Here is a 22,461-nt window from a genome sequence, read left to right as displayed (position 1 = left end):
GTGCGCATTTTGATCGCCGATGACGATCCCGTCGTGCGTGAGGTGGTCCGCCGCTACCTCGAACGCGACGGCATGGAGGTCACCGAAGCCGCCGACGGCGTACAGGCGGAACGCGCCCTCGACGGCGGTGACATCGATCTGGCCGTTCTCGACGTGATGATGCCCGCGCCCGACGGCATCGAGTTGTGCCGGTCGGTGCGCGAGGGCGAGCGTCCCGAGACACCGATCATCATGCTCACCGCCCTCGGCGAGGAGGAGGATCGCGTGCTCGGACTGACAGCGGGCGCCGACGACTACCTGACCAAGCCGTTCAGTCCGCGCGAGCTGGCGCTGCGGGTGGCCTCGGTGCTGCGCCGCACCCACGGACCGGCACCGACGACCGGTGTGCTGCGCAGCGGCGAGATCCGCCTGCGGCCGGCGGCCCGGACGGTGGACATCGCCGGTCGGCCGGTATCGCTGACGGCACGCGAATTCGACCTGTTGTCTTTCCTGCTGGCCAATCAGCGGCGCGTGTTCAGCCGGACGGAGCTGCTCGCGCAGGTGTGGGGCTGGGATTTCGGCGACCAGTCGACGGTGACGGTGCACGTCAAACGCCTGCGTGCCAAACTCGGCGATACCCACCGGATCGAGACGGTGTGGGGGCGGGGCTACGCCTGGGGTATCGGGACAGGAGTCGATCGTGCCGAATGATGTTGCGGGACTGGTCGGATGGGCACTGGCCGGGTCGGTGCCGGTCGTCGCGCTCGGAGCGGTGCTGCTGCGCGCCTTTCGCAATCGGGCCCTCGGGCTGTCGATGGTGATTCTGGTGTTGATCCCGACGCTGGCCACCCTCAGCGGTTTCATCGCCGTCAGCGGTCTGATGTTCAGCGACGCGCTGGCCAAGATGTCGGTGGTCCTCGTCGTGGTCACGGCGGTGACCGTGCCCGCGGCGGTCGTCTTGGGCCGGGCGCAGGCACGGCAGCTGGTCTGGGAGAAACAGATGCTCGATCAGGAGCGCGCCGCCGAGGCGTCGCGGCGCGAACTGGTGGCGTGGGTCAGCCACGATCTGCGCACGCCGCTGGCCGGGATCCGGGCGATGGGCGAGGCGCTCGCCGACGGCGTGGTCGCGCAGACCGGAGATGTCGAGCGCTACGGCAGGCAGGTGGTGCGTGAGACCACGCGATTGTCGGGCATGGTCGACGACCTGTTCGAGATGTCGAAGATCAACGCCGGAGCCCTGCGCCTGCACCTGGAACCACTGGATCTGCGCGAACTCATCGACGAGGTGGTCGCCGCCACCGAGCCGGCCGCCGGGCGTGCGGGAGTGAAACTGTCTGCCCGGCAACCGGATTCGGCGATCACCGTGGCCGGCAGCGACCAGGCGCTGACCCGGGTGCTGACCAACCTCGTGGCCAATGCGATCGCGCACACCCCGCCGGGCGGATGTATCGACATCTCGGCCGGGGTCGCACACGCCGGCGCCTGGGTGCGCATCGACGACACCGGTCCCGGCATCGCCGAGGCGGATCTCCCCCGCATTTTCGAGGCCGGATATCGCGGCACCGCCGCGCGCTCGCCCGCGGCCGAGGGCGGAGGTAGCGGTATGGGCCTGGCGATCGCCGCCGGTCTGGTGTCGGTCCACCACGGCGAAATCAGCGCGTCGAACCGGGAACGAGGCGCTCGCTTCGACATTCGGCTGCCACTGCTCGGTGGTGCCGGCCGTGCCGCGGTGTCGCCGCCCGCTCACGAGCGCGGGTTGTCGATCTCGTCGTCCTGAGCGTCGCCGTCAGTGCCGCCACTGCGGCGCCCCCGCACCGGCGGCGGCCCGCAACGGAGCGGTGGCGAAGTCGGTGAGCCCCTGCGTGGGATCGATCGCCGCGGTGAAGCCCAGCAGTTCGCGGGCCCGATCCGGTCCCGCGACGATATGCCGCACATCGCCCGGCCGGAACTCGCCGGTCACCACCGGCTCGGGGCCGCCCTGGGCACGGGCGAGGATCGCGGCCACCGCGCCGATGCTGATCGGATGTCCCGATGCGATATTCAGCGCCGTGAACCGGTCCAACGGCTGTTCCACGGCCCGCCGGTTGGCGTCGGCGATATCGGTCACGTGCACGAAGTCGCGCATCTGGGCGCCGTCCTCGAATACGCGCGGCGCCGCCCCCGCCTCGAGCGCCGAGCGGAAGATCGCGGCCACACCGGAATACGGTGTATCCCTGGGCATCTCGGATCCGTAGACGTTGTGATAGCGCAGTGCGGTCACCGTCGAGCCGGTGGCCGTGGCCCACGCCGCGGCATAGTTCTCCTGCGCGAGTTTGCTGGCGGCATACAGGCTGCGCGGGTCCAGCGCCGCATCCTCCGGCACCGGCGCCCAGTGCAGTGGCGCACCGGTGTCGGGGTGGCGATGGTCGAATACACCGCGCTCGAGGTCTGCGCGCCGACGTGGCAACGGCGTCACCGCCACGGAATCGGCTGTGCGATAACGCCCTTCGCCGTACACCACCATCGACGATGCCAGCACCAGCCTGCGGCAACCGGCCCGATCCATCGCTGCCAGCAGTACCGCCGTTCCCAGATCGTTGTGACTGGCGTAGGCGGGCGCATCCTGAACGGTCACCCCCGCACCCACCACCGCGGCCTGATGGCACACCACATCGATTCCCGGCAGCACACGGTCGAGCGCGTCCTGGTCGCGGACGTCGACGCGATGCAGCCCGTCCGGCGGCCGGGCCTCGACGCCGTGCGCCGCACTGAGCATCGCATCGACCGCCACCACCTCGTGCCCCGAATCGGTCAACGCGCGCCACACATGAGATCCGATAAACCCGGCCGCTCCGGTCAGCAGAATCCGCATACCGAGATTCTGGCCACGGTCGCGGCGCGATGCGGGGACGCGGCGCCACCGGTAAGCAAACCGTCACAATTCGAAGCGACTCTCGGCCATCGCGAATCCGCGCCCGCAGCCGTGCGGATGGGGCGGCCTCATCGAACGCGCCTTCCGACGAAATCTCCGGGCGGCGACACCGTCACCGTGACCCCGGCTGACCGCTGAGCTCCGCGAGCAGCCGCCGCAATGCGGGGACCGCCGATTCCACCGCCCGGCGATCGGCGGCGGAGAGCCGGGCCAGCGTTTCGCGCAGCATCGCCGCGCTCGCGCGGTCGTACCGATCCAGCAGCTCGCGCGCCCGCGCCGACGCGACGAGCATCGCCCCACGCCCGTCCCCCGGTGTCGGCAGCCGCTCGACGAGGTCGTCCGCGGTCATGGTGCGCAGCAGATTGCTGATGGTGGACTGTGCCACGTTCAATTCGGCGGCCGCCCGGCTCGGCGCGACTCCGCCCGTCGCCACCAGGAGCCGGAGCAGTTCGATCTGCGCTTCGGGGAGATCCGGCAGATCCTCGGCGGCTCGCGTGCGACGCAGGACCGCCCGGCGCAGCGGTCCGAGCAACGCGCTGAGTTGGGCGTCCACCGGCACCCGCGAGACCGGATCCGTTGGTGAGGCCGAGGTTTCCACCCCCATATTCTGCCCGCACGGCCGGTACGGACCCGGCGGAAAGGATAAGTGGGGGACGCGACATACTTGGTTTTGCATTGAAAGTATCTTCGAATATCACTGCCGCGCAACCGAAAACGCATACGTGCGCGACAACCCTGGCTTTCACGAAAACGGTGCGCGCGGCGAAGACGCCCGCCTACAGTACTTTTGCTGCAAAATTAAATGGAGTCAGGGAGCTTCACATGCCGATCCGCACTGCCCCTCGCACCCGAGCGCGGTGGCTGTCCTCGATACTGATCAGCGTCGCCGCGGTAGCGATGGCGGTGGTGACACCGACCGCCCACGCCGCACCGGACGCCGGTTCGGAGCCGGTTGTCGGTGTCACCGGCGGGCAGATTCGCGGCGTACGCGCCGATGGTGTCGTTCGATATCTCGGGGTGCCGTTCGCGCAAGCCGCCCGGTTCGCGCCACCGCAGCCCGCACCGCCGTGGCCGGGTGTCCGCCCGGCGGTCGCCCACGGACCGCAATGCCCGCAGTCGTCTCCCGTGCCCGGAGTGGTGTTGCAGCCGTCGAGCGAAGACTGCCTCAGTATCGACCTCTACGTGCCCGAACACCCCGCCGGCACCGCGCTGCCGGTGATGGTGTGGCTCTACGGCGGCGCGTTCGTCCTCGGATCCAATGCCCAATACGACTCCCCCGCCCGCCTGGTCCGCGACGGACAGGTCATCGTGGCGGTCCCGAACTATCGCGTCGGGCCCTTCGGCTTTCTGGCCCTGCCCGAACTGGCCGCCGAAAATGGCGGCGCGACAGGGACATACGGCACCCTCGATCAGCAGGCCGCGCTGCGCTGGATTCACGACAATGCGACAGCCTTCGGCGGAGATCCCGGCAACGTCACGCTGTTCGGTGAATCCGCCGGCGGCATGAGCGTCTGCACCCAACTCGCCTCCCCGACAGCGCGCGGCCTCTACGCCAAAGCCATCGTCGAAAGCGGTTCGTGCGCACGAAGTCCGCTCGCACCACCCACCCCGCAGGTTGCCTATCAGCGATCCGGCGACTACGCATCCAGCCTGGGCTGCGCCGACCCCGCCACCCGGTTGGCCTGCCTGCGCACATTGCCCGTCGATCGGCTCCTCGACTCTCCGACCACGCAACTGAACACCATGGCCGTCACGTGGACACCCATCCGCGACGGGGTCGTGGTGACCGACACGCCCGAGAACGCCCTGGCGGGCGGCGCGGCGCGTGACATCCCACTGATTGTGGGCAGCAATGCCGACGAGGGCGCGACCTTCATCGCACTGCTCGACTACGGACACGGAACCACGCCCTCGGCAACCGATTACACGCAGTGGACCCGAGAACTGTTCGGCGATAGCGCCGATCGCGTACTCCAGCGCTACCCGATCTCGGCGTATCCCACGCCCGCGGCCGCCAAGGAACGCGTGCTCACCGACGGATTCTTCGCCTGCCCGGCACAATTCACCGCCGAGACCGCCCGCCGCGGCGGCGCGCAGGTGTGGCGGTACCAGTTCAACGACGCACCCCTGCCACCCAATCCGCTACTGCCGGGCGCGTTCCACGGCGCCGAGGTCCCCTACGTCTTCTCCTCGCTCATGGGCCTGCCCATTCCGTTGCCGCCCGCGGCCGACCGGCTTTCGCGCGATATTCAGGACAGCTGGGCGCAATTCGCCCACACCGGAAATCCCGAAACACCGGCCCTGACCCCGTGGCCCCATGCCGCCGCCGACACCACCCTCGAGCTCGGCAGCGACCGCATCGGACCCGCCGGCACCTTCGCCGCACAGCACCACTGCGACCTGTGGGCCGGTATCGATCACATCGGATAGCAGGCGACCGCTGCGCGCCGGTTTCAGCTCTGGAGCCGGCTCCGTTCGGCGACTTTGTCGAACCACGGCGCCGCCTGCTCGACCTGGGCGGCGATCTTGATCAGTGTCGATTCTCCGCCCAATGGGGCCACGAGTTGGACCCCCAGGGGAAGTCCATCGGCGGTCCAGTGCAGCGGCAGGGAGATCGCTGGTCTGCCGGTGATATTGGCGAGCTGGGTGTAGGGCACCCAGCCGAGATTACTGTTGATCAAGTCGTCGACGATCGAGGTGTGCTTGAGCAGGCCGGCGGTACGGGTCTTGAGAATCGCGTCGGTCACGCGTTGGAGCGACTTCGGCAATTCGAACTCCCCGATCTTGGGCGGCGGGGTGGCCATCGTGGGCGTCAGCAGCAGATCGTGGGCCCGGAAGTACTCGGTCAGTCGACGCGCATGGCCGTGCCGGGCCTCGACGGCGGCGACGTACTCCGGGCCTCGGGTCGCATTGCCCAACGCCGCCATGACCAGGGTGTCGCGTTCGAACCCCTCGTTGCCGCAGCCGGAGATGCGGCGCGCGTCGGCGACCTCGTAGGCGATGTAGACGAACCAGGTGAGCAAGAACTCACCGGCCAGGGCAGCGTCGTCGAACGGTGCCTCTTCCAGGATTTCCACCTGGTGACCCAGCTCGGTCAGTACTCGCGTTGCCGCCTCGACCGCCGCGTAGGCCTCGGGGTCGGGTTCGGGCGTAATGGCTGTCGGGATCCGCACGCCGATCCGGAGCCGGCCGGGATCCTGGCCTACCGCGTCGCGGTAGGGCCCGGCCACCGCCGGCTGAAACGGACCCCACGATTCTCCGCCGGCGATGACATCGAGCATCCCGGCGGTGTCGCGGACCGAGCGTGTGACGACCCCTTGAACAGCGGCACCGTGCATGAGTTCTCCGGTCGCCGGCCCCATGGGGGTCACCCCGCGTCCCGGTTTCAGACCCACGAGCCCGCAGCAACCGGCCGGAATCCGGATCGAACCGCCGCCGTCGTTCGCACCGGCGGCGGGAACGATGCCCGCCGCGACCGCCGCCGCGGAACCGCCCGACGACCCACCCGGCGTTCGCGACAGGTCCCACGGATTTCGGGTCGGTCCCCAGAGCTCGGGCTCGGTGATCGCCTTGGCGCCGAACTCGGGCATGTTCGTCTTGCCGAAGATCATCAGGCCGGCGTCGAGCCACCGCTGAACGATCGTCGCGTGCTCGGTCGCCGCAGTCGTGCGCAACGACCGCGATCCCTGCGAGGACGGGAGCCCGGCGTAATCCATTCCGAGATCCTTGATGAGGAACGGGACACCGGCGAAGGCTCCCGTGCGCTCCGCGTCGGCCGAGCACGGGACGTCGGCGATGATCGCGTTGATCCGCGGGTTCACCTCGGCGGCGCGTTCCCGGGCTGATGCCAGCAGTTCGGCGGCCGTGACCTCCTTCTTCGCGACCAGTTCCGCGAGACCGGTGGCGTCGTGTCGGCGGTACTCCTCGAAATTCACCTGCGCTCCTGTTTTCGCTCGACCGGTCACACCACGCGCGCGAGTTCCAGCGTCCTCTCGAACTCTACGACGAGGGACCCACGCCCGGAGCAATACCGATGGTTCATCGAATCCGTCCTTCCGAACGGCTTGCCCCCGGTCGAGACCGCCCCGTGGCCCTCGGACGGGAACCCGAGCGCGCCGAAGGCACCGACCACGCGAACGGTTCGGCCGTGACGCACCAAGGCGACCGAATCCGCCCTTCGCGCATTGCTTCCGGTCTACCGTAATAATGGGTCGTCTTGTACTGCCCGTGTGGTGCACCGATCGAGGGTTGGTGAGTCGGATGATCTCTACATCCATGCTCGACGAACTGTACGAAAGCGCGGAAAAGGACGGTGTCGCACTACGAATCGGCACGATCATCGATCGCGGCGGGGAGGTTCTGCTGCTGGAACGTGACGACAGCGGCCCCATCAAGGCCACCCTCAAACTTCCCGGCACCACCGTCGAACCCGGCGAACCGCTGGACGCGGCCGTGGCCCGCGGCGTCGCCACCGAGACCGGGCTGAACGTCACCCGAATCCGTTGCCACGTAGGTTCTTTCGACTATCTCTCGCCCGGCGGAAAACCGGTCCGCCGCCTGCACTTCGCCGTCGACGTGGCCGCCACGTACCCCATCCGCCTGTCCGTGCACAGTGCCTACACCTGGGCGCCACTGGGCAGCGACCTGCGCGTGACTCCCTCCATTCGCCGCATCCTCGAGGACTACCGCAAACTCGCCGAGGCTCGAACCCCCTTGTCGGAAACCTTGGGATGAGGATGGCCTCGCCGTCTCCCCGGTTCACACAGACGGGTCAGCTGTGCTCGTGCGCACCGTGCGGCAGCCACACACGCTCGGCCCGGATGCTCGCCTCCGGGGTGAAATAGTCCCCGGTCCGCAGGTCGTCGAGCAATGTCTCGTGGTGAGGCTTCCACCCCAGCAGCGCTCGGGTGTGGTCGCTGGAGACCGGGACGTCGAGGGAGAAGAATCGGGCCAGGAAGGGGTTTCCGAGATGCGCGGCGGCCTGGTCGAGCGTCAGGGAAGCGGTGGGGATGTCGAGCATGTGCGCGATCTGCTCCGCCACACTTCTGATCGTGACAGCGCTTTCGCCGACGCCGTGGAGCACGCTGCCGGCGGGAGCCTTCTCGAGGGCCAACCGGAACAAGACCGCGGCGTCGGCGCGGTGGACCGCCGGCCACCGATTGGCGCCCTCGCCGATGTAGGCCGAGACTCCTGACCTGCGCGCAGCCGCGACGAGAGCCGGAATGAACCCGTAGTCGCCGGGGCCGTGCACGGTCGGCGCGAGTCGTACCACGACGGCCCGCAGCCCGCACTCGGCAAAGCTCAAACAGGTCTGCTCGCCCGCAATGCGGAATGCGGCGACCGAATCGGGGTCCGGCGCCTCCTGCTCGGTGCTGACCCGCCCGGCCCTGGTCACCAGAGTGCCCGAGGTGCTGACAAGGGGCTTGCCGGAGCCGGCCAGCGCCTGCCCGAGTGCTTCGATCGCGCCGCAGTCGCGGCGAATGAGGTCATCCGGATCTGCGTAGTAGCCCCCGTAAGCCATGTGCAAGACGCCGTCGGCGGCTGCCGCGCCGCTCCGCAGACTGTCGAGGTCGTCCAGGGAGCCCGGATGCGGTGTGGCACCCAATGATTCGAGCCGGTCCGCGGCGGCCTTCGAGCGCGCCAGGCCGGTCACGGTGTGGCCGGCCGCGATGAGTTCGGTGACGACTGCGGGCCCGGTCTGACCGGAGCCCCCGGTGACGAAGACATGCATGGAACCCTCCATTTTTATGCCATTCACTGGCATTAACGCCAGTGACTGACTCTACGCGTAGCGCCAGTCACTGACGCAACGTGACGCCAGTCACTGACACATCGCGGTAGGCTCGGAACATGCCACGAAGCGGAGCAGAGGTGCGTCGCCGCCTGCAGCAGGCAGCCCTCGAGCTGTACCGGGAACGAGGATTCGACCAGACCGCAGCGGCAGAGATCGCCGCGCGGGCCGGGGTCAACGAGCGCACCTTCTTCCGGCACTTCCCCGACAAACGTGAGGTGCTCTTCGACGGCGAAGCCGACCTGCGGACCACTCTGATGCAGGCGATCGCCGAAGCACCTCAGGGCCTGAGCCCGTTCGAGGTACTGCTGTGCGCATTCCGGAAATCCGCCCGGAATCTGGAACGCAACCGCCCGTTCTCCGATCCCCGATGGAAAGTCATCGGGGCGACCCCGGCGCTGCGCGAGCGCGAGCTGGCCAAACACGCGTGGCTCACCGAGGCCGTGGCGGAGGCTCTGCGACACCGTGGCATCGACGCCGGTCCGGCCGACCTGGCCGCCCGAACCGGCTGGGCCGCTTATCAATACGCGGTTCACGCCTGGATCGACGACCCCGCCGACGGTCTGGACGCGCATCTCTGCCGCGCCTTCCACGATCTGCGCAGCCTCTGCGCCGACGCACCGATACGGGCAGGCTCCGTATACTGACCAGCGCCGCGCTTCGCTATTCAGGCGATACGGACCGATCGGCCGGCTTGACTGCGATCCACTGCGCGACCGGTAGGTGCGGGCGCCAGGCCGTGAATCCGCCGAGCGGCTCACCACGGTAGATCTGGAATTTCCGCAGTTCACCGCCGTGTGTCGCGGCCCAGCGCAGCAGCAGCGCCTCGGATTCCGCGGTCACGGCGTTGGCGACCAGCCGTCCCCCTGGCCGCAGCCGGTCCCAGCATGTCGCGAACAGTCCGTCCTGAGTGAGGCCGCCGCCGAGGAAAATCGCGTCCGGCGCCGGATCACCGGCCGCGGGCAGATCGGCGGGCGCCTCGCCGCGCACGACGATCGCGGGCACTCCGAGCGCCGCGGCATTGGCGGCGATCTGGTCGCGCCGCGCGGCACTGCGCTCGAATGTGATTGCGCGGCAGTCGGGATGGGTTCGGCACCATTCGATCGCGATGGTGCCCGACCCGCCGCCCACATCCCAGAGCAATTCGCCGGGCGCGGGGGCGAGCGCGGCGATCGACAGGGTGCGGACCTCCGCCTTCGTCAGCTGTCCGTCGCCGCCGTAGGAGGCATCGGGCAGTCCCGGAAGCCGGGTGAGCCGGGGTGCGGCCGGATCACGGACCGCCTCGACGGCGACGATGTTCAGCGGGTCCCCGGGCGGCCGCGACCACTGCGCCGCCGTGGCGGCGACGATCCGCTCGGCGGGACCACCGAGCTGCTCCAGCACGGTCAATCGCGATTCACCAAAACCGTTGCACCGCAACAGTTCCGCCACTTGCGCCGGAGCATGTTCGTCGGCGCTGAGCACCAGCAAGCGCCGGCCGTCGGCGAGAGCCGGCAGAACCGTCTCCAGGGGGCGGCCGACGATGCTCACCACCGGTGTGTGCGCACTCGCCCAGCCCAGTCGCGCACAGGCCAGCGTGGCCGAGGACGGCTGCGGGTAGACTCGGATCGCTTGCGGGCCGAGCAGGTTCGCCAGCGTGACGCCGATGCCGTAGAACATCGGATCACCGCTGGCGAGTACGCAGATACGCGAACCGCGATGCGCGGCCAGCAGTTCCGGCAACGCGGGCAGCAGCGGTGTCGGCCAGGCCCGGCGCTGCGCGATGCTCGCGTCGGCGGGGATCAGATCCAGCTGGCGGCGCGATCCGAAAAGCACCTGGGCCGCGGCGATCTCGTCACGCACGCGCGGGCTCAACCCCGGCCAGCCGTCGGCGCCGATGCCCACCACCGCGATGAGGCGATCGTTCTCCGGTGCGTTCTGCGTGTCTCCCGTTGCGAGAGTGTGTTTTTCGCCTGTCATATCGTCACCGCACGCCGTCGCGGCACTGGCCCGACCCGCCGCCCTCTGCCGCGCACGCGGGCAACCGCCCTGTCGTGCTTGTGGCGCAGCGGTTCTGCCGCGCTGCGGGTGAGCTCGCGCATCAGCGGGGCATCCGGCGCCAGACGGCCCGCGGTACCCATCGGGCCACAGCGAAGGCGAATCGCAATGTGCGCGGTACCCAGACTTCGCCCGCGCGCCGGTGCAAGGCGGTGACCACCGCGTCGGCCACCTGCTGCGGTGTACTCGACAGGGGCGCCGGGCTCATGCCCTCGGTCATCCGCCCGATCACGAAACCCGGCCGGACGAGCAACAGGTGAACGCCACTGCCGTGCAACGCGTCCGACAGTCCCGAGGCGAATCCGTCCAGCCCCGCCTTGCCCGATCCGTAGACGTAGTTGGCCCGCCGCACCCGCACCCCGGCGACCGAACTGAACACCACCAGCTGCCCGCTGCCCTGGGCGCGCAGCAGATTCGCCAGCACCGTCAGCAGATTCACCTGCGCGACGAAGTCGGTGTGCAGTATCGCGACCGCCGCGGCCGGATCCTGTTCGGCGCGGGCCTGGTCGCCCAGTACCCCGAAGGCCAGGATCGCCACCCCGATACGGCCGTGGTCGGCGGCCAGTTTCTCCAGCAGCGGCTGATGGCCGGACAGCTCGTCGGCGTCGAACTCCACCGGATGGACCGCACGGGCGCCCGCCGCGCGCAGCATCGCGGCCTCCTCCCCCAGCCGATCGCTGCGGCGCGCCGCGAGCACGACCTCGCGGTCCGCGCAGATCCGGCGGACGACCTCGAGTCCCATCTCGCTGCGCCCGCCGAACAGTACGATCACCCCGTCGTCGACCTCACGCACACCCATGGCGCATAGTCTGCCATCGGCGCCGGTTGCTAGCGTCGCAGCCATGACGAGTACCGCGGCCGCACGCATCGACCTGTCTCCCAGCGCGCTGGAATTCGTGACCGAACGGCATCTGGCCACGCTCACCACGCTGCGTGCGGACGGTACACCGCACGTGGTCGCGGTCGGCTTCACCTGGGATCCCGAGGCCGGCATCGCGCGGGTGATCACCAGCGGTCCCAGCATCAAGGCGCGCAACGCGGACCGGCGCGGATACGCCGCGCTGAGCCAGGTCGACGGCCCGCGCTGGCTCACCCTCGAGGGCCCGGCCGAGGTCTGGACCGAACGCGATCAAGTCGCCGAAGCCGAAGCTCGCTACGCCGAGCGCTACCGCACCCCGCGGGAGAACCCGCAGCGCGTGGTCATCGCGGTGCGCGTCGCGCGGGTGTTGTCGAGCAGCACCCTGCGCGGCTGAGTTCTCCGCGCCGGGTTCTCCGCGCCGGGGCTCAGCGGTGCCTGTACTCGTTCGACCTCACAGCACCGTGAGACCGTGCGGACGCCGGTTCACCGATTCGCCGCCGTCTTCGGTGACCACCACGATGTCCTCGATCCGGGCGCCCCATTCGCCGCCGAAGTAGATGCCCGGCTCGATGCTGAACGCCATCCCCTCCCGCAGCACGGTCTCGTTGCCCGCCACGATGTAGGGCTCCTCGTGCACCGACAGCCCGATGCCGTGGCCGGTGCGGTGAATGAACGCCTCGCCGAAACCCGCCTCGGACAACAGGTTCCGGGCCGCGGCGTCGACCGATTCGGCGGTGACGCCCGGTCGCACGGCAGCCACCGCGGCGGCCTGTGCGCGTTCGAGTGCGGCGTAGCGCTCGGCGATCTCCGGATCGGGCTCCCCCAGCACGTACGTGCGGGTGGAATCGGAGAAATACCCCGGTTCGACGGGGCCGCCGATATCGATGACCACCACGTCACCGGCTTCGATGATCCGGTCGGAATGGCTGTGGTGCGGGTTGGCGCCGTTGGGTCCGCTGCCGACGATGACGAAATCGGCGCGGTCGTGTCCCTCCTCGACGATCGCGGCGGTGATGTCGGCGGCGACCTCGGCCTCCGTGCGGCCCGGCTGCAACCACTCACCCATCCGGGCATGGACCCGGTCGATGGCCGCACCCGCGCGGCGCAAGGCATCGATCTCGGCGGCATCCTTGATCATCCGCAACTCGCGGATGATCGGGGTCGCCGACACCGGCAGTGCCGTCAGCGCGTCCGCGATCGGAAGCAGATGCAGGGCGGGCATGGCATCGTCGACCGCGACTCGCGCGCCCGCGTTCAGCGTCGATTTCACGACCCCGTACGGGTCCACGCCGTCCACCCACGGCACCATGTGCAATCCGAGTTCACCGGCCGCCGAGCCGTCCAGCGCGGAGAGCTCCAGCTTCGGCACGACCACCGACGGGGTTTCGCCGCTGGCCGGGACGACCAGGCAGGTGAGCCGCTCGAAGGATTGCGCGGCCGATCCCAGCAGATATCGCAGATCCGGTCCGGGCGTGATCAGCAGCGCGTCCAGATGTGCCGCGCGGGTCAGCTCCGCCGCCCGCTCCAGCCGCTTGCCGTAGATCTCGGCACCGAATCGTGACTCCGTATGCGCGCTCATGCGATACGACGTTACCCGCCGCGCCGGACACGGTCCGGGCGATCACGACGTTCGCGACCGGGTCGTGGCCCGATTGTCGGTGCCGCCCGGTAGCGTCTGCGCCATGCTCACCTCCAGTGCGAGTGACCGGCCACTGCTGCTGCTCGACGGCGCCAGCCTGTGGTTCCGGGCGTTCTATGCCATCCCGGAGAAGATCACCGCGCCCGACGGCCGGCCGGTGAACGCACTGCGCGGTTTCACCGATATGGTCGCCGCGCTGATCACCCGGCACAATCCGGGCCGCCTGGTGGTGTGCCTCGATCTCGATTGGCGCCCGGCCTTCCGCGTCGAGCTCGTGCCCTCCTACAAGGCCCACCGGCTCGACACCGGCGCCGACGCCCAACCGGGCGCCGAGGAGGTGCCCGACACCCTCACTCCGCAGGTCGACATGATCGCCGAGGTGCTCGCGGCGGCCGGGATCGCGACCGCCGGCGCGGCCGGCCTGGAGGCCGACGACGTGATCGGCACCCTCGCGACCCGCGAGCGCGACAACGAGGTGATCGTGGTCAGCGGTGACCGCGATCTGCTGCAGGTGGTGCGCGCCGACGCGCCACCCGTCCACGTCTTCTACGTGGGCCGCGGGCTGGCCAAGGCAGAACTGTACGGCCCTGCCGAGGTGGCCGCGAAATACGGTGTGCCGCAGGAGAATGCGGGCCCGGCCTATGCCGATATGGCGACACTGCGCGGCGATGCTTCCGACGGCCTGCCCGGTGTCGCCGGTATCGGCGACAAATCCGCCGCCACGCTGATTTCGCGCTACGGCTCGCTCGAGGCGCTGGTGGCCGCCGTCGCCGACCCGGCATCGGATCTGGCTCGCGGCGTACGCGCGAAACTCGCTGCGGCCGAAGAGTATTTGAAGGCGGCCGCACCGGTCGTGCGGGTCGTCCGCGACGCCGAGGTCGACCTGTCCGGCCCCGACCTGCTGCCCGCCGAGCCGGCCGATTTGGACCGGCTGCACGCGCTGGCCACCGCCTACAACGCCGAGAGCCCCGTCAAGCGACTGACCGCCGCCTTGGCGGCGAGCGCCTGATACCCGGCATTCATCACCGCCACGAGAACGTGGCGCCCGGCGATGGCTCCGGGCGCACGGCACTCAGTTGGGCCGGCCGACCTCGTAGGTGCCGTCGTCCTTGGTGATCTTGACGGTGACCTTCTTCTGCTCGCCACCGACCTTCAGGGTGCAGTCGAACGTGCCGCCGACCTCGACCTTCTGCCCCGAGGGGCAGCTGACGTTCTGAACGTCGTCGATGCCGTAGGAATCCTTGAGGACCTTCTGCACGCCGTCCTGCACGGCCTTGTTGTCCAGTTTGTCGCTGCCCAGGAAGACGAAGGCGAGGACCACCGCGACGACCACCACGACCAGTACGCCGATACCGCCGAAGAGCAGGCCCTTCTTCGACTTCTTGGCGGGCGTGGTGCTCAGCTGCGGTTCCTGCATCCCCCACTGCTGCTGCGACTGGTCGGGCTGCGGCGCCCACCCCTGCTGGGTGGGCTGCTGCTGCGCCCACTGCTGCTGCGACGGCTGCGGCGGCTGTCCCCACTGCTGCTGGGTCGGCTCCCACGGCTGCGCCTGGGCCGGTTGCTGCTGGGGCCACGACGGCTGGCTCTGGCCGCCCCACTGCGGCTGCTGCGGCTGCTGCTGTTGCGGTTGCGGCGCCCACTGCTGCTGCGACGGTGCGGGCTGGCCCCACTGGGGCTGCTGCGGCTGCTGGCCACCCCACTGCGGCGGCGGTCCGGACTGGCCGGGCTGCGGCTGCCCCGACCACTGCTGGGTCGGATCGCTGCTGTGGCCCTCCCCTGGGCCAGGGGTCTCGTTCGGTCCGTACGGGCCGCTCATGTGCCTGCCTCCACTCGCACTCGTCGTCTCACATCCCCCCGCGTGAGGTGATCAGGCCCTCACCACGGTCGGTACCGGTAGTCATCCAATCACAGCCCGGCACGCTACGCGGCGTCCACCGCCACAACGCCACGCCGGATGGCACGCACCGACTTGGCGGCGGTGGCGGCGATTTCGGTGTCGTCGGCGGTCTGGTGGATCTGGTCGAGCAGATCGATCACCTGCCGGCACCAGCGCACGAAGTCGCCCGCCGACAACGCACTGCCCTGATCACCACTGGCCAGCAACGATTCGGCCAATCCGTCGCCGCGGGCCCATTTGTAGATGCCGGTGACGAAGCCCAGATCCGGTTCCCGGGTCGGCGGCAGTTTGTGCTTGGCCTCGTCGGTGCGCAACTGGCTCCACACGCCGATGGTGGCGCCGACCGCGCGCCGCACCGGCTCGGTCGGCCCGGACGGGCCGAGGTAGCCGCCCTCCTGCCGCGACTCGAAGACCAGCACCGACACCACGCCCGCGAGTTCGGCGGCGCCGAGCCCGCGCCACAGCCCCTGCCGAAGGCATTCGGCCACAACGAGATCCGCCTCGGTGTAGATTCGGGCGAGCCGCCGACCGTCGGCGGTGACCTCCCCGCCGTCGACATAGCCGCGCTCACTCAGCAGCGCGACGATCCGATCGAAGGTGCGCGCGAGCGAATTCGTTGTCGCAGCGACCTTCTGGCGCATCGACTCGGTCTCGCGCTCGAGCCGGTTGTAGCGCTCCCCCAGCCGGGCCAGCTGCTCCCGGTCGGGCCGGGAGTGGGCGGGATGAGCGCGCAGCGCCCGCCGCAGCGTCGCCAGTTCTCGATCGTCGGCCGCGCGGGCGCGACCACCGCGCCGGCCCCGCCCGGGTACGGCGATTCCGGTGCTGCGCAACGCCGAGGCCAGATCGCGGCGCGCCCGCGCGGTGCGGTGGTCGACGTGGCGGGGCAGCCGCATCCGGCCCAGCGGCTGAGCGGGGGTCGGGAAGTCGGCGGCCGAGACGCGACCGGCCCAGGTGTCGGCAGTCAGCACCAGCGGCCGCGGATCGCCCGGACTCGCGTCCGGTTCCAGGATCACCGCGAGACCCTGGCGGCGCCCGGTCGGGATGGCCACCACGTCACCGCGGCGCAGCGAGGTCAGCGACTCGACCGCCGCCCCGCGCCGGTCGGCGCGGCCCTGCCGTTCCAGTTCGCGTTCGCGCTGTTTGATCCGCTCCCGCAGCGACAGATACTCGAGGAATCCGTCGTCACCGATCTGCGAACGCAGCTTGCGCACCTGCGCCTCGTTGCGCTCGATACCGCGGACCAGGCCCACCACCGAGCGATCGGCCTGGAACTGCGCGAACGAGCGCTCCAGCAGCTCTCGCGACTGCGCGGCGCCCATCCGGTCGATCAGGTTGATCGACATGTTGTAACCGGGCCGGAAGGAGCTGCGCAGCGGATAGGTGCGGGTCGAGGCCAGGCCCGCGACGGCGCTGGTGTCGACATCGGGGTGCCACATCACCACCGCGTGGCCTTCGATGTCGATGCCGCGCCGCCCGGCTCGGCCGGTCAGCTGCGTGTACTCGCCGGGAGTCAGCTCGGCATGGGTTTCGCCGTTGAACTTCACCAGCCGTTCCAGCACCACCGTGCGCGCCGGCATATTGATGCCGAGAGCCAGTGTCTCCGTGGCGAATACGGCCCGCACCAACCCGCGGACGAACAATTCCTCCACGGTGTGCCGGAAGGCGGGCAGCATGCCGGCGTGATGGGCGGCCAGGCCGCGGAAGAGCGCCTCCCGCCATTCCCAGTAGCCGAGCACATCGAGGTCGGCGCGCGGCAGATCACCGGTATGGCGTTCGATCACCGCCTCGATCTCCGCCGCCTCCTCGGGACGGCTCAGATCCAGGCGCGAGCGCAGGCACTGGGCGAGGGCGCCGTCGCAGCCGGCCCGGCTGAAGATGAACGTGATCGCCGGCAGCAGCCCTTCCTCGTCGAGGCGGGCGAGCATCTCCGGGCGCGGCAGCGGCCGGAAGTCGCGGCGCGGACCACCGCGGTGGCGCGGACCGGACCAGCCGTTCATCCGGTCGGCGGTCTCGCGATGTTTGATGTAGCGAACCAGATCCTCGTCGACGAGGATTTTCTGATCGCTGGACTTCGTATCGAACAGATCGAACAGCCGCCGCCCGACCATGACGTGCTGCCACAGCGGCACCGGCCGCGTCTCGTCGACGATGACCGCGGTATCGCCCCGCACGGTCTCCATCCACGCGCCGAACTCCTCGGCGTTGCTGACCGTCGCCGACAGGCTCACCAGCCGCACCTCCGGCGGCAGATGCAGGATGACCTCTTCCCACACCGCGCCGCGGAATCGGTCGGCCAGATAGTGCACCTCGTCCATGACGACGAACGACAGCGCGTGCAGCGCGTCCGAACCCGCGTAGAGCATGTTGCGCAGCACTTCGGTGGTCATGACCACGACCCGGGCGTCCGGATTGATCGACTGATCACCGGTCAGCAGTCCGACCGCGTCGCGGCCGTAGCGATCCACCAGATCGGCGTACTTCTGATTCGACAGCGCCTTGATCGGGGTGGTGTAGAAGCACTTGCCACCGGCCGCGCGGGCCAGGTGCACGGCGAATTCCCCGACGACGGTCTTACCGGCGCCGGTCGGCGCGCACACCAGCACACTGTGCCCGTTCTCCAGGGCCGCGCAGGCCTGCTGTTGGAACGGGTCCAGGGAGAATTTCAGGTCGGCGGCGAATGCCGCGAGTTCGCCAGTCAGCGACGGTTGTCCCACGCTCAGAGGGTATCGGAGTAGTCCGACACCGGGCGCGGAGTTTTCGGCGCGGGCTCGGCCGAGACCGGTCCGGTCGCCGTCACCGGGCGGGCGGGCTCCACCGGGCTCACACCGTCCAGATCGTCGGGTCCGGCCAGCGGGGAGGCCTCGTCGTCGGACAGCGCGCCCCAGTTGTCGCCCCGGCGCGCGCGGCGTCGGTCGTTGAGCCGGGCGATCTGCACGGCCACCTCGAACAACACGGTGAGAGCGGCGGCCAGCGCCAGCATCGAGAAGGGATCCTGCGGGGTGACGATCGCGGCGAAGACGAACAGCCCGAAGATCATGCCGCGGCGCCACTTCTTGAGCCGCTCGTAGGTCAGCACGCCCACCATGTTCAGCCCGATGATCAGCAGCGGCGTCTCGAAGCTGACGCCGAAGATGATCAGCAGCTTGATGATGAATCCGAAGTACTGACTACCGCTCAGCGCGGTGATCTGCACATTGCTGCCGATTCCCATCAGGAAGCTCAGCGCGTGCGCCACCACCCAGTACGCGAGCACCGCGCCGGTGACGAACAGCACCACGCCGGAGGCGACGAAGCTGATCGCGTACTTGCGCTCCTTGGCGTAGAGGCCGGGCGTGACGAACGCCCACAGCTGGTACAGCCAGATCGGGCAGGCCATCACCACACCCGCGGTGAAGGCGACCTTGAACCGCAGCATGAACTGTTCGAACGGTGCGGTGGCCAGCAGCCGGCAGGTGCCGTCGGTGGTCAGCTGCGCACGATGTTCCGGCGGCAGCGAACAGTACGGGCCGCGCAGCAGATCACCCAGGCTCTCGATGCCCAGGAAGGAGTGCGAGTACCAGAGGAATCCGAGGATCGTGGTCAGCGCCACCGCCAGCAACGACTTCAACAGTCGCGAACGCAACTCTTGCAGATGTTCGACCAACGACATGGTGCCGTCGGGATTCGTCCTGCGCCGGCTACGGCGGGGGTCGAACGGAATGCGCATGGATGTGACTGCCTCGCTGATCACCTGGCCGGATCCGGATGAAACGCCCAACCGCCATCGCACCGCCACCCCGCGGGCGTTGCCGGGGTGACGGCCTCGAGACGGACCGGATCAGGCCGTGTGACGATCCTTGTCGGCCTGCGGGGCCGGATTCACCGGCTGGGCAGGCGGCAGTTCGGCCGCGGGCGCCGACTGCTGCGCGGTGCCGGACGCGTTCGCCGACCCCGTGTTCGCAGAACCCGCGTTCGCCGAGCCCTCGGAATGCATCTCGCTCATCTCGCTCTTGAAGATGCGCAAGGAACGTCCGAGACCCCGGGCGGCGTCGGGCAGCCGCTTGGCGCCGAACAGCAGCAGGATCACCAACGCAATGATGAGCCAGTGCGTCGGGCTCAATGAACCCATCGAAAACCTCCCAAGACTGTGGTATGTCCGATGCTACCGGACCCCGATCCGACGACTACGCGCGTCGTCACCCGTGGAACGGCCGGATGCCGGCGCGGGTTCGGCGCGACACCGGTCCCGGTGCCGCTGCGGTCGCGGCCCCGCGCAGCTCCGCGAGCAGGTCCGGGCCGCTCCAGCGTCGTTCGTCGCCGCTCTCGGCGGCCCGGATCAAGGCGACCAGCCGCGCGTTCACCGGGGTAGGCACGGCCACCATCCGGCCCAGCTCGACGATCTCCCCACAGAGCCAATCTATTTCGGTGCGCCGGCCCAGGGCCAGATCGTCGGCCATCGACGAGCGCGCCATCGGGTCCACCGCGAGCACCCGTCCGGCCACCCGCTCGAAGACGGCATCGGGAACGGTCAGCATGCGGGCCATCACGCGCGGCGGCAGGACGGTCAACCGCGCGGGACGGATCCGGGCCCGCCGCATCACCGCGAGTGCCTCGTTCTGGGCCAGTGCCAGGCAGCGCCGGTAGTCGCGGGTGGCCAGTTCCTCGCGCAGCGGCCGGCCCGACAGCGCGTTGATCGCGTTGTTGAGGTTGAGCAACAGTTTGGCCCATTGCACCGGGCGCAGATCGGAATGGCGGTCCAGGGGCAGCCCGGCCCGCTCGAACAGCGGCGCGAATCGCGACAGCGCCGGATCGTCGGACACCGCCACGGTGCCGTCGGTCCCGCGATGGAAATGGCCGGGGCCGCTGTGGACGACATTGAACATCACCATGCCCGCCGAGACCACCGCCGCGGGCAGCACCTCCCGGATCGCCGCATCGTTGCCGATGCCGTTCTGCAGGCTGATCACCACGGTGTCCGCGCGCACCCGATCGCGCAGCTGTGCCGCCGCCTGGGCGGTCTGCGCCGATTTCACGGTGACCAGCACCAGATCGGCGGTGGCCGCGCTGTCCGGTTCGGTCTCGGTGCGGAAACCGCTCGCCGCGACGCGGTCGTCGCCGCCGTCCAGATCGGTCAGCCGCAATCCGTGGGCGCCGATCTCGTCCAGCAGCCGCGGGCGGCCGACGAAACTCACCTCGGCACCGGCGGCGGCGAGCTTGCCACCGACGAACAGACCGATGCTTCCGGCGCCGAGCACCGTCACCCGGAACGTCACGCGGGCCCGACCTCCTCGACCATGTTCCGGTCGTATCCGAGATCGCCGACGTGGTCGTAGGCGGCCAGCGCCGCGGCCGAACGTTCCCGCACCGCGCTCACCAGCTCGGGCGGTCCCAGCACGGTGACACCCGAACCGAAGCCGAGCAGCAGTCGCGCGATCCAGCCCAGCGTGGCGAACCGCATGGTGGCCTCGACGCTGCCGTCGGGGTGCACCACCACCGGATGCATCGGATACTGGTCCAGCACCCACCCGTAGTCGGCACGAATCCGCAAGCGCGCCAACGCGACTGCCGGATCGTCGGAGAACAGGTCGAGACCCGCGGACTCCTCGGTGGCGTGGCTGGGCGGGTTCGCCGCCTCCTCGAGTTCGGTGGCCTCCTCGATCCGGTCGAACCGAAACAGCCGCACCCCCTCGGCCTGCCGGCACCACGCCTGCAGGTAGGAGTTGTTGTCCACCAGCACGATTCGGATCGGATCGACGACGCGTTCGGACACCACATCCCGGCTCGCCGAGTAGTACACCAGCCGCAGCGCACGCCCGTCGGCCAGCGCGGACCGCACGGTGGTCACCGCCGGCGCCTCGGCCGGTTCGGCGGTGTCGGGTTCGCTGCGATGCCCCGCCTCGCCGGAAATGGCGGATTCGATCTTGGCGGTGGCCGACCGGGCGGCCGTGGGATCGACCATGCCCGGCAGATCCGCGATCGACCGCAGAGCCACCAGCAGCGCCGTCGCCTCGATCGAGGTCAGCCGCAGCGGCCGCTCGATACCGGCGGAGAAGGTGACCTCGATGCTCTCCTCGGAGAACGACAGATCGATCAGATCACCGGGACCGTAGCCGGGCAGTCCGCACATCCAGAGCTGATTGAGGTCGCTCATCAGCTGTTTGGTGCTGACACCGAGTTCGGCGGCCGCCTCGGGCGCACTGATCCCCGGATTCGCGAGGAAGTACGGAACCATATTCAGCAGCCGGGACAGCCGCGTCGACAATCGGCTGCTCATCGCCGCACCCCCGCCCGGGCCGTCGCGACGCTCGCGCGTCTCATGCCGACACCTCCGTCCGTTCCAGTACCGACCGCAGCCGCGCGATCACATCGGCCCGCAGATCCTCCGGGGCCAGTACCAGCGCATCCGGGCCGAGACCGGTGATCAGCCGCGCCAGCCAGTCCCGCGACCGCACCGGCACCTCCACCACCGAACCCGGGCGACCGGCGACCGTCTCCTCGGCGATCACCACGCCCAGCCGGCGGATCTCCTGGCCGCGGCCCTGCGCCACCCACACGGTCGCCGATCCGCTCACTGGCGCCGCACCCGTCACCTGCGCCACGATCCGGCGCAGATCCACATCCGCCGGTTTGTGCACGGCGTTCTCGGGCCCGTACACCTCCACGTCGGCTCCGATCCGCGACAGCCGGAAGGTCCGCACCGCATCCCGGTCGCGGTCGTGACCGACCAGATACCAGCGCCCGTGCCGGGTCACCACACCCCAGGGCTCCACATCGCGCGTGGTGTAGGGCGCGTTGTGGGTGACCCGATGCTCGAATCGCACCGCCCGCCCCGCATCGATGGCCGCCAGCAGTTTGCCCAGCGCGGCTTCCGACCCGCGCGTGCGCGCCGGTACCGCGGGCACCGACGCCGAGGCCGCGTCCGCGTCGACGTGCACACCGGCGGCCCGCAACTTGAGCACCGCGCTCTCCGCGGCACTGGCCAGCTCCGGGGACTCCCACAACTGCACCGCCACCGCGACCGCCGCCGCTTCCGCGCTGGTCAGGTCGATATCGGGCAGTTCGTAGGCATCGCGATTGATGCGATACCCCTCCTGCCCGGAGAATCGGCCCACCGGGCCGACCTCCAGCGGGATCCCCAGATCCCGCAGTTCGTTCTTGTCGCGCTCGAACATCCGGCTGAACGCTTCGTCGCTGGCCGACTCCTCGTAGCCGGCGACGCTGTCGCGAATGCGTTCCGCGGTCAGGAACTGCCGGGTCGACAGCAGCGCGATCACCAGATTCATCAGCCGCTCGACCTTGGAAATCGCCACCCGACACAGAGTAATCGGACTCCCGGAACGACGGTGCACCACCGCACCGATCCGCGCCG

Annotated in this window: 21 protein-coding genes; 7 read left to right on the top strand and 14 right to left on the bottom strand. The window is 69.5% G+C overall.

Features of this window, described 5'->3' with window-relative positions; translation table 11 throughout:
* Both A5789_RS36330 and A5789_RS06500 read left to right on the top strand, forming a co-directional pair.
* Complete coding sequence (locus tag A5789_RS36330; RefSeq protein WP_064901939.1) at window positions 1-690, top strand: response regulator transcription factor; 690 nt, start codon at window positions 1-3, stop codon at window positions 688-690.
* A complete protein-coding gene (locus A5789_RS06500; RefSeq protein ID WP_082857128.1) occupies window positions 680-1,756 on the top strand; it encodes a sensor histidine kinase KdpD in 1,077 nt (358 codons plus the stop codon). The genes A5789_RS36330 and A5789_RS06500 overlap by 11 nt, the downstream gene beginning before the upstream one ends.
* 9 nt (window positions 1,757-1,765) lie before the next feature.
* On the opposite strand, the gene A5789_RS06495 is transcribed toward A5789_RS06500, so the two are convergent.
* Window positions 1,766-2,830: an NAD(P)-dependent oxidoreductase gene (locus A5789_RS06495; RefSeq protein ID WP_064901912.1), complete on the bottom strand. Its 1,065-nt coding sequence runs from the start codon at window positions 2,828-2,830 to the stop codon at window positions 1,766-1,768.
* Window positions 2,831-3,002: 172 nt separating this feature from the next.
* Entirely contained in the window at window positions 3,003-3,488 is a 486-nt protein-coding gene (locus tag A5789_RS06490; protein WP_197516560.1) for a MarR family winged helix-turn-helix transcriptional regulator, read from the bottom strand.
* A 224-nt stretch (window positions 3,489-3,712) separates the two neighbouring features.
* Here A5789_RS06490 and A5789_RS06485 point away from each other — a divergent pair, with 224 nt between their 5' ends.
* Entirely contained in the window at window positions 3,713-5,320 is a 1,608-nt protein-coding gene (locus tag A5789_RS06485) for a carboxylesterase/lipase family protein (protein WP_064901911.1), read from the top strand.
* A gap of 23 nt (window positions 5,321-5,343) precedes the next feature.
* On the opposite strand, the gene A5789_RS06480 is transcribed toward A5789_RS06485, so the two are convergent.
* Window positions 5,344-6,825, bottom strand: a complete 1,482-nt coding sequence (locus A5789_RS06480; protein ID WP_064901910.1) for an amidase — start codon at window positions 6,823-6,825, stop codon at window positions 5,344-5,346.
* A gap of 325 nt (window positions 6,826-7,150) precedes the next feature.
* Between A5789_RS06480 and A5789_RS06475 the strand changes: the two genes are divergently transcribed.
* Window positions 7,151-7,624, top strand: a complete 474-nt coding sequence (locus tag A5789_RS06475) for an NUDIX hydrolase (RefSeq protein ID WP_063910817.1) — start codon at window positions 7,151-7,153, stop codon at window positions 7,622-7,624.
* A 37-nt stretch (window positions 7,625-7,661) separates the two neighbouring features.
* Here the strand turns inward: A5789_RS06475 and A5789_RS06470 are convergent, their stop codons facing one another.
* Complete coding sequence (locus tag A5789_RS06470) at window positions 7,662-8,621, bottom strand: SDR family oxidoreductase (protein ID WP_064901938.1); 960 nt, start codon at window positions 8,619-8,621, stop codon at window positions 7,662-7,664.
* A gap of 119 nt (window positions 8,622-8,740) precedes the next feature.
* Between A5789_RS06470 and A5789_RS06465 the strand changes: the two genes are divergently transcribed.
* Window positions 8,741-9,328, top strand: coding sequence for a TetR/AcrR family transcriptional regulator (locus A5789_RS06465; protein ID WP_064901909.1), 588 nt, complete (start codon window positions 8,741-8,743; stop codon window positions 9,326-9,328).
* A gap of 16 nt (window positions 9,329-9,344) precedes the next feature.
* Here A5789_RS06465 and cbiE read toward each other — a convergent pair whose 3' ends face one another.
* Both cbiE and A5789_RS06455 read right to left on the bottom strand, forming a co-directional pair.
* A complete protein-coding gene (gene cbiE, locus A5789_RS06460; protein WP_082940499.1) occupies window positions 9,345-10,640 on the bottom strand; it encodes a precorrin-6y C5,15-methyltransferase (decarboxylating) subunit CbiE in 1,296 nt (431 codons plus the stop codon).
* 121 nt (window positions 10,641-10,761) lie between these two features.
* Entirely contained in the window at window positions 10,762-11,517 is a 756-nt protein-coding gene (locus A5789_RS06455) for an SDR family NAD(P)-dependent oxidoreductase (RefSeq protein WP_064901908.1), read from the bottom strand.
* Between the two features lie 43 nt (window positions 11,518-11,560).
* On the opposite strand from A5789_RS06455, the gene A5789_RS06450 reads away from it, so the two are divergent.
* Window positions 11,561-11,971 (top strand): TIGR03618 family F420-dependent PPOX class oxidoreductase, encoded by a 411-nt coding sequence (locus A5789_RS06450; protein WP_063015455.1) that lies wholly within the window; start codon window positions 11,561-11,563, stop codon window positions 11,969-11,971.
* Window positions 11,972-12,028: 57 nt separating this feature from the next.
* Here the strand turns inward: A5789_RS06450 and A5789_RS06445 are convergent, their stop codons facing one another.
* Window positions 12,029-13,156 carry a Xaa-Pro peptidase family protein gene (locus tag A5789_RS06445; RefSeq protein ID WP_063015454.1) on the bottom strand — a complete coding sequence of 376 codons (1,128 nt, stop codon included), beginning with the start codon at window positions 13,154-13,156 and terminating at the stop codon, window positions 12,029-12,031.
* A 103-nt stretch (window positions 13,157-13,259) separates the two neighbouring features.
* Between A5789_RS06445 and A5789_RS06440 the strand changes: the two genes are divergently transcribed.
* Window positions 13,260-14,225, top strand: coding sequence for a 5'-3' exonuclease (locus tag A5789_RS06440; RefSeq protein WP_064901936.1), 966 nt, complete (start codon window positions 13,260-13,262; stop codon window positions 14,223-14,225).
* Between the two features lie 63 nt (window positions 14,226-14,288).
* On the opposite strand, the gene A5789_RS35320 is transcribed toward A5789_RS06440, so the two are convergent.
* The 7 genes from A5789_RS35320 to A5789_RS06405 all read right to left on the bottom strand — a co-directional run bounded on the left by A5789_RS35320 (window position 14,289) and on the right by A5789_RS06405 (window position 22,402).
* A complete protein-coding gene (locus A5789_RS35320; protein WP_063015453.1) occupies window positions 14,289-15,032 on the bottom strand; it encodes a DUF4333 domain-containing protein in 744 nt (247 codons plus the stop codon).
* A 104-nt stretch (window positions 15,033-15,136) separates the two neighbouring features.
* Window positions 15,137-17,833, bottom strand: a complete 2,697-nt coding sequence (locus tag A5789_RS06430) for an RNA helicase (RefSeq protein WP_064901935.1) — start codon at window positions 17,831-17,833, stop codon at window positions 15,137-15,139.
* The gene (tatC, locus tag A5789_RS06425; protein WP_064901907.1) at window positions 17,830-18,819 is read right to left on the bottom strand and encodes a twin-arginine translocase subunit TatC; all 990 of its coding nucleotides are present in this window, start codon (window positions 18,817-18,819) and stop codon (window positions 17,830-17,832) included. Before tatC ends, A5789_RS06430 begins: the two co-directional genes overlap by 4 nt.
* Before the next feature lie 111 nt (window positions 18,820-18,930).
* The gene (gene tatA / locus A5789_RS06420) at window positions 18,931-19,221 is read right to left on the bottom strand and encodes a Sec-independent protein translocase subunit TatA (RefSeq protein ID WP_062997181.1); all 291 of its coding nucleotides are present in this window, start codon (window positions 19,219-19,221) and stop codon (window positions 18,931-18,933) included.
* A 67-nt stretch (window positions 19,222-19,288) separates the two neighbouring features.
* Window positions 19,289-20,365 carry a 2-dehydropantoate 2-reductase gene (locus A5789_RS06415; protein ID WP_082940498.1) on the bottom strand — a complete coding sequence of 359 codons (1,077 nt, stop codon included), beginning with the start codon at window positions 20,363-20,365 and terminating at the stop codon, window positions 19,289-19,291.
* A complete protein-coding gene (locus A5789_RS06410; RefSeq protein WP_030518118.1) occupies window positions 20,362-21,366 on the bottom strand; it encodes a YafY family protein in 1,005 nt (334 codons plus the stop codon). The genes A5789_RS06415 and A5789_RS06410 overlap by 4 nt, the downstream gene beginning before the upstream one ends.
* Window positions 21,367-21,406: 40 nt before the next feature.
* Window positions 21,407-22,402 carry a YafY family protein gene (locus A5789_RS06405; RefSeq protein ID WP_030518119.1) on the bottom strand — a complete coding sequence of 332 codons (996 nt, stop codon included), beginning with the start codon at window positions 22,400-22,402 and terminating at the stop codon, window positions 21,407-21,409.
* Between the last annotated feature and the right edge of the window lie 59 nt (window positions 22,403-22,461).

Source organism: Nocardia sp. 852002-51101_SCH5132738 (assembly GCF_001665695.1).
Classification (GTDB): domain Bacteria; phylum Actinomycetota; class Actinomycetes; order Mycobacteriales; family Mycobacteriaceae; genus Nocardia; species Nocardia nova.
Note: the sequence above shows the minus strand (reverse complement) of the source record. Positions and strands in the feature narration are given on the sequence as shown.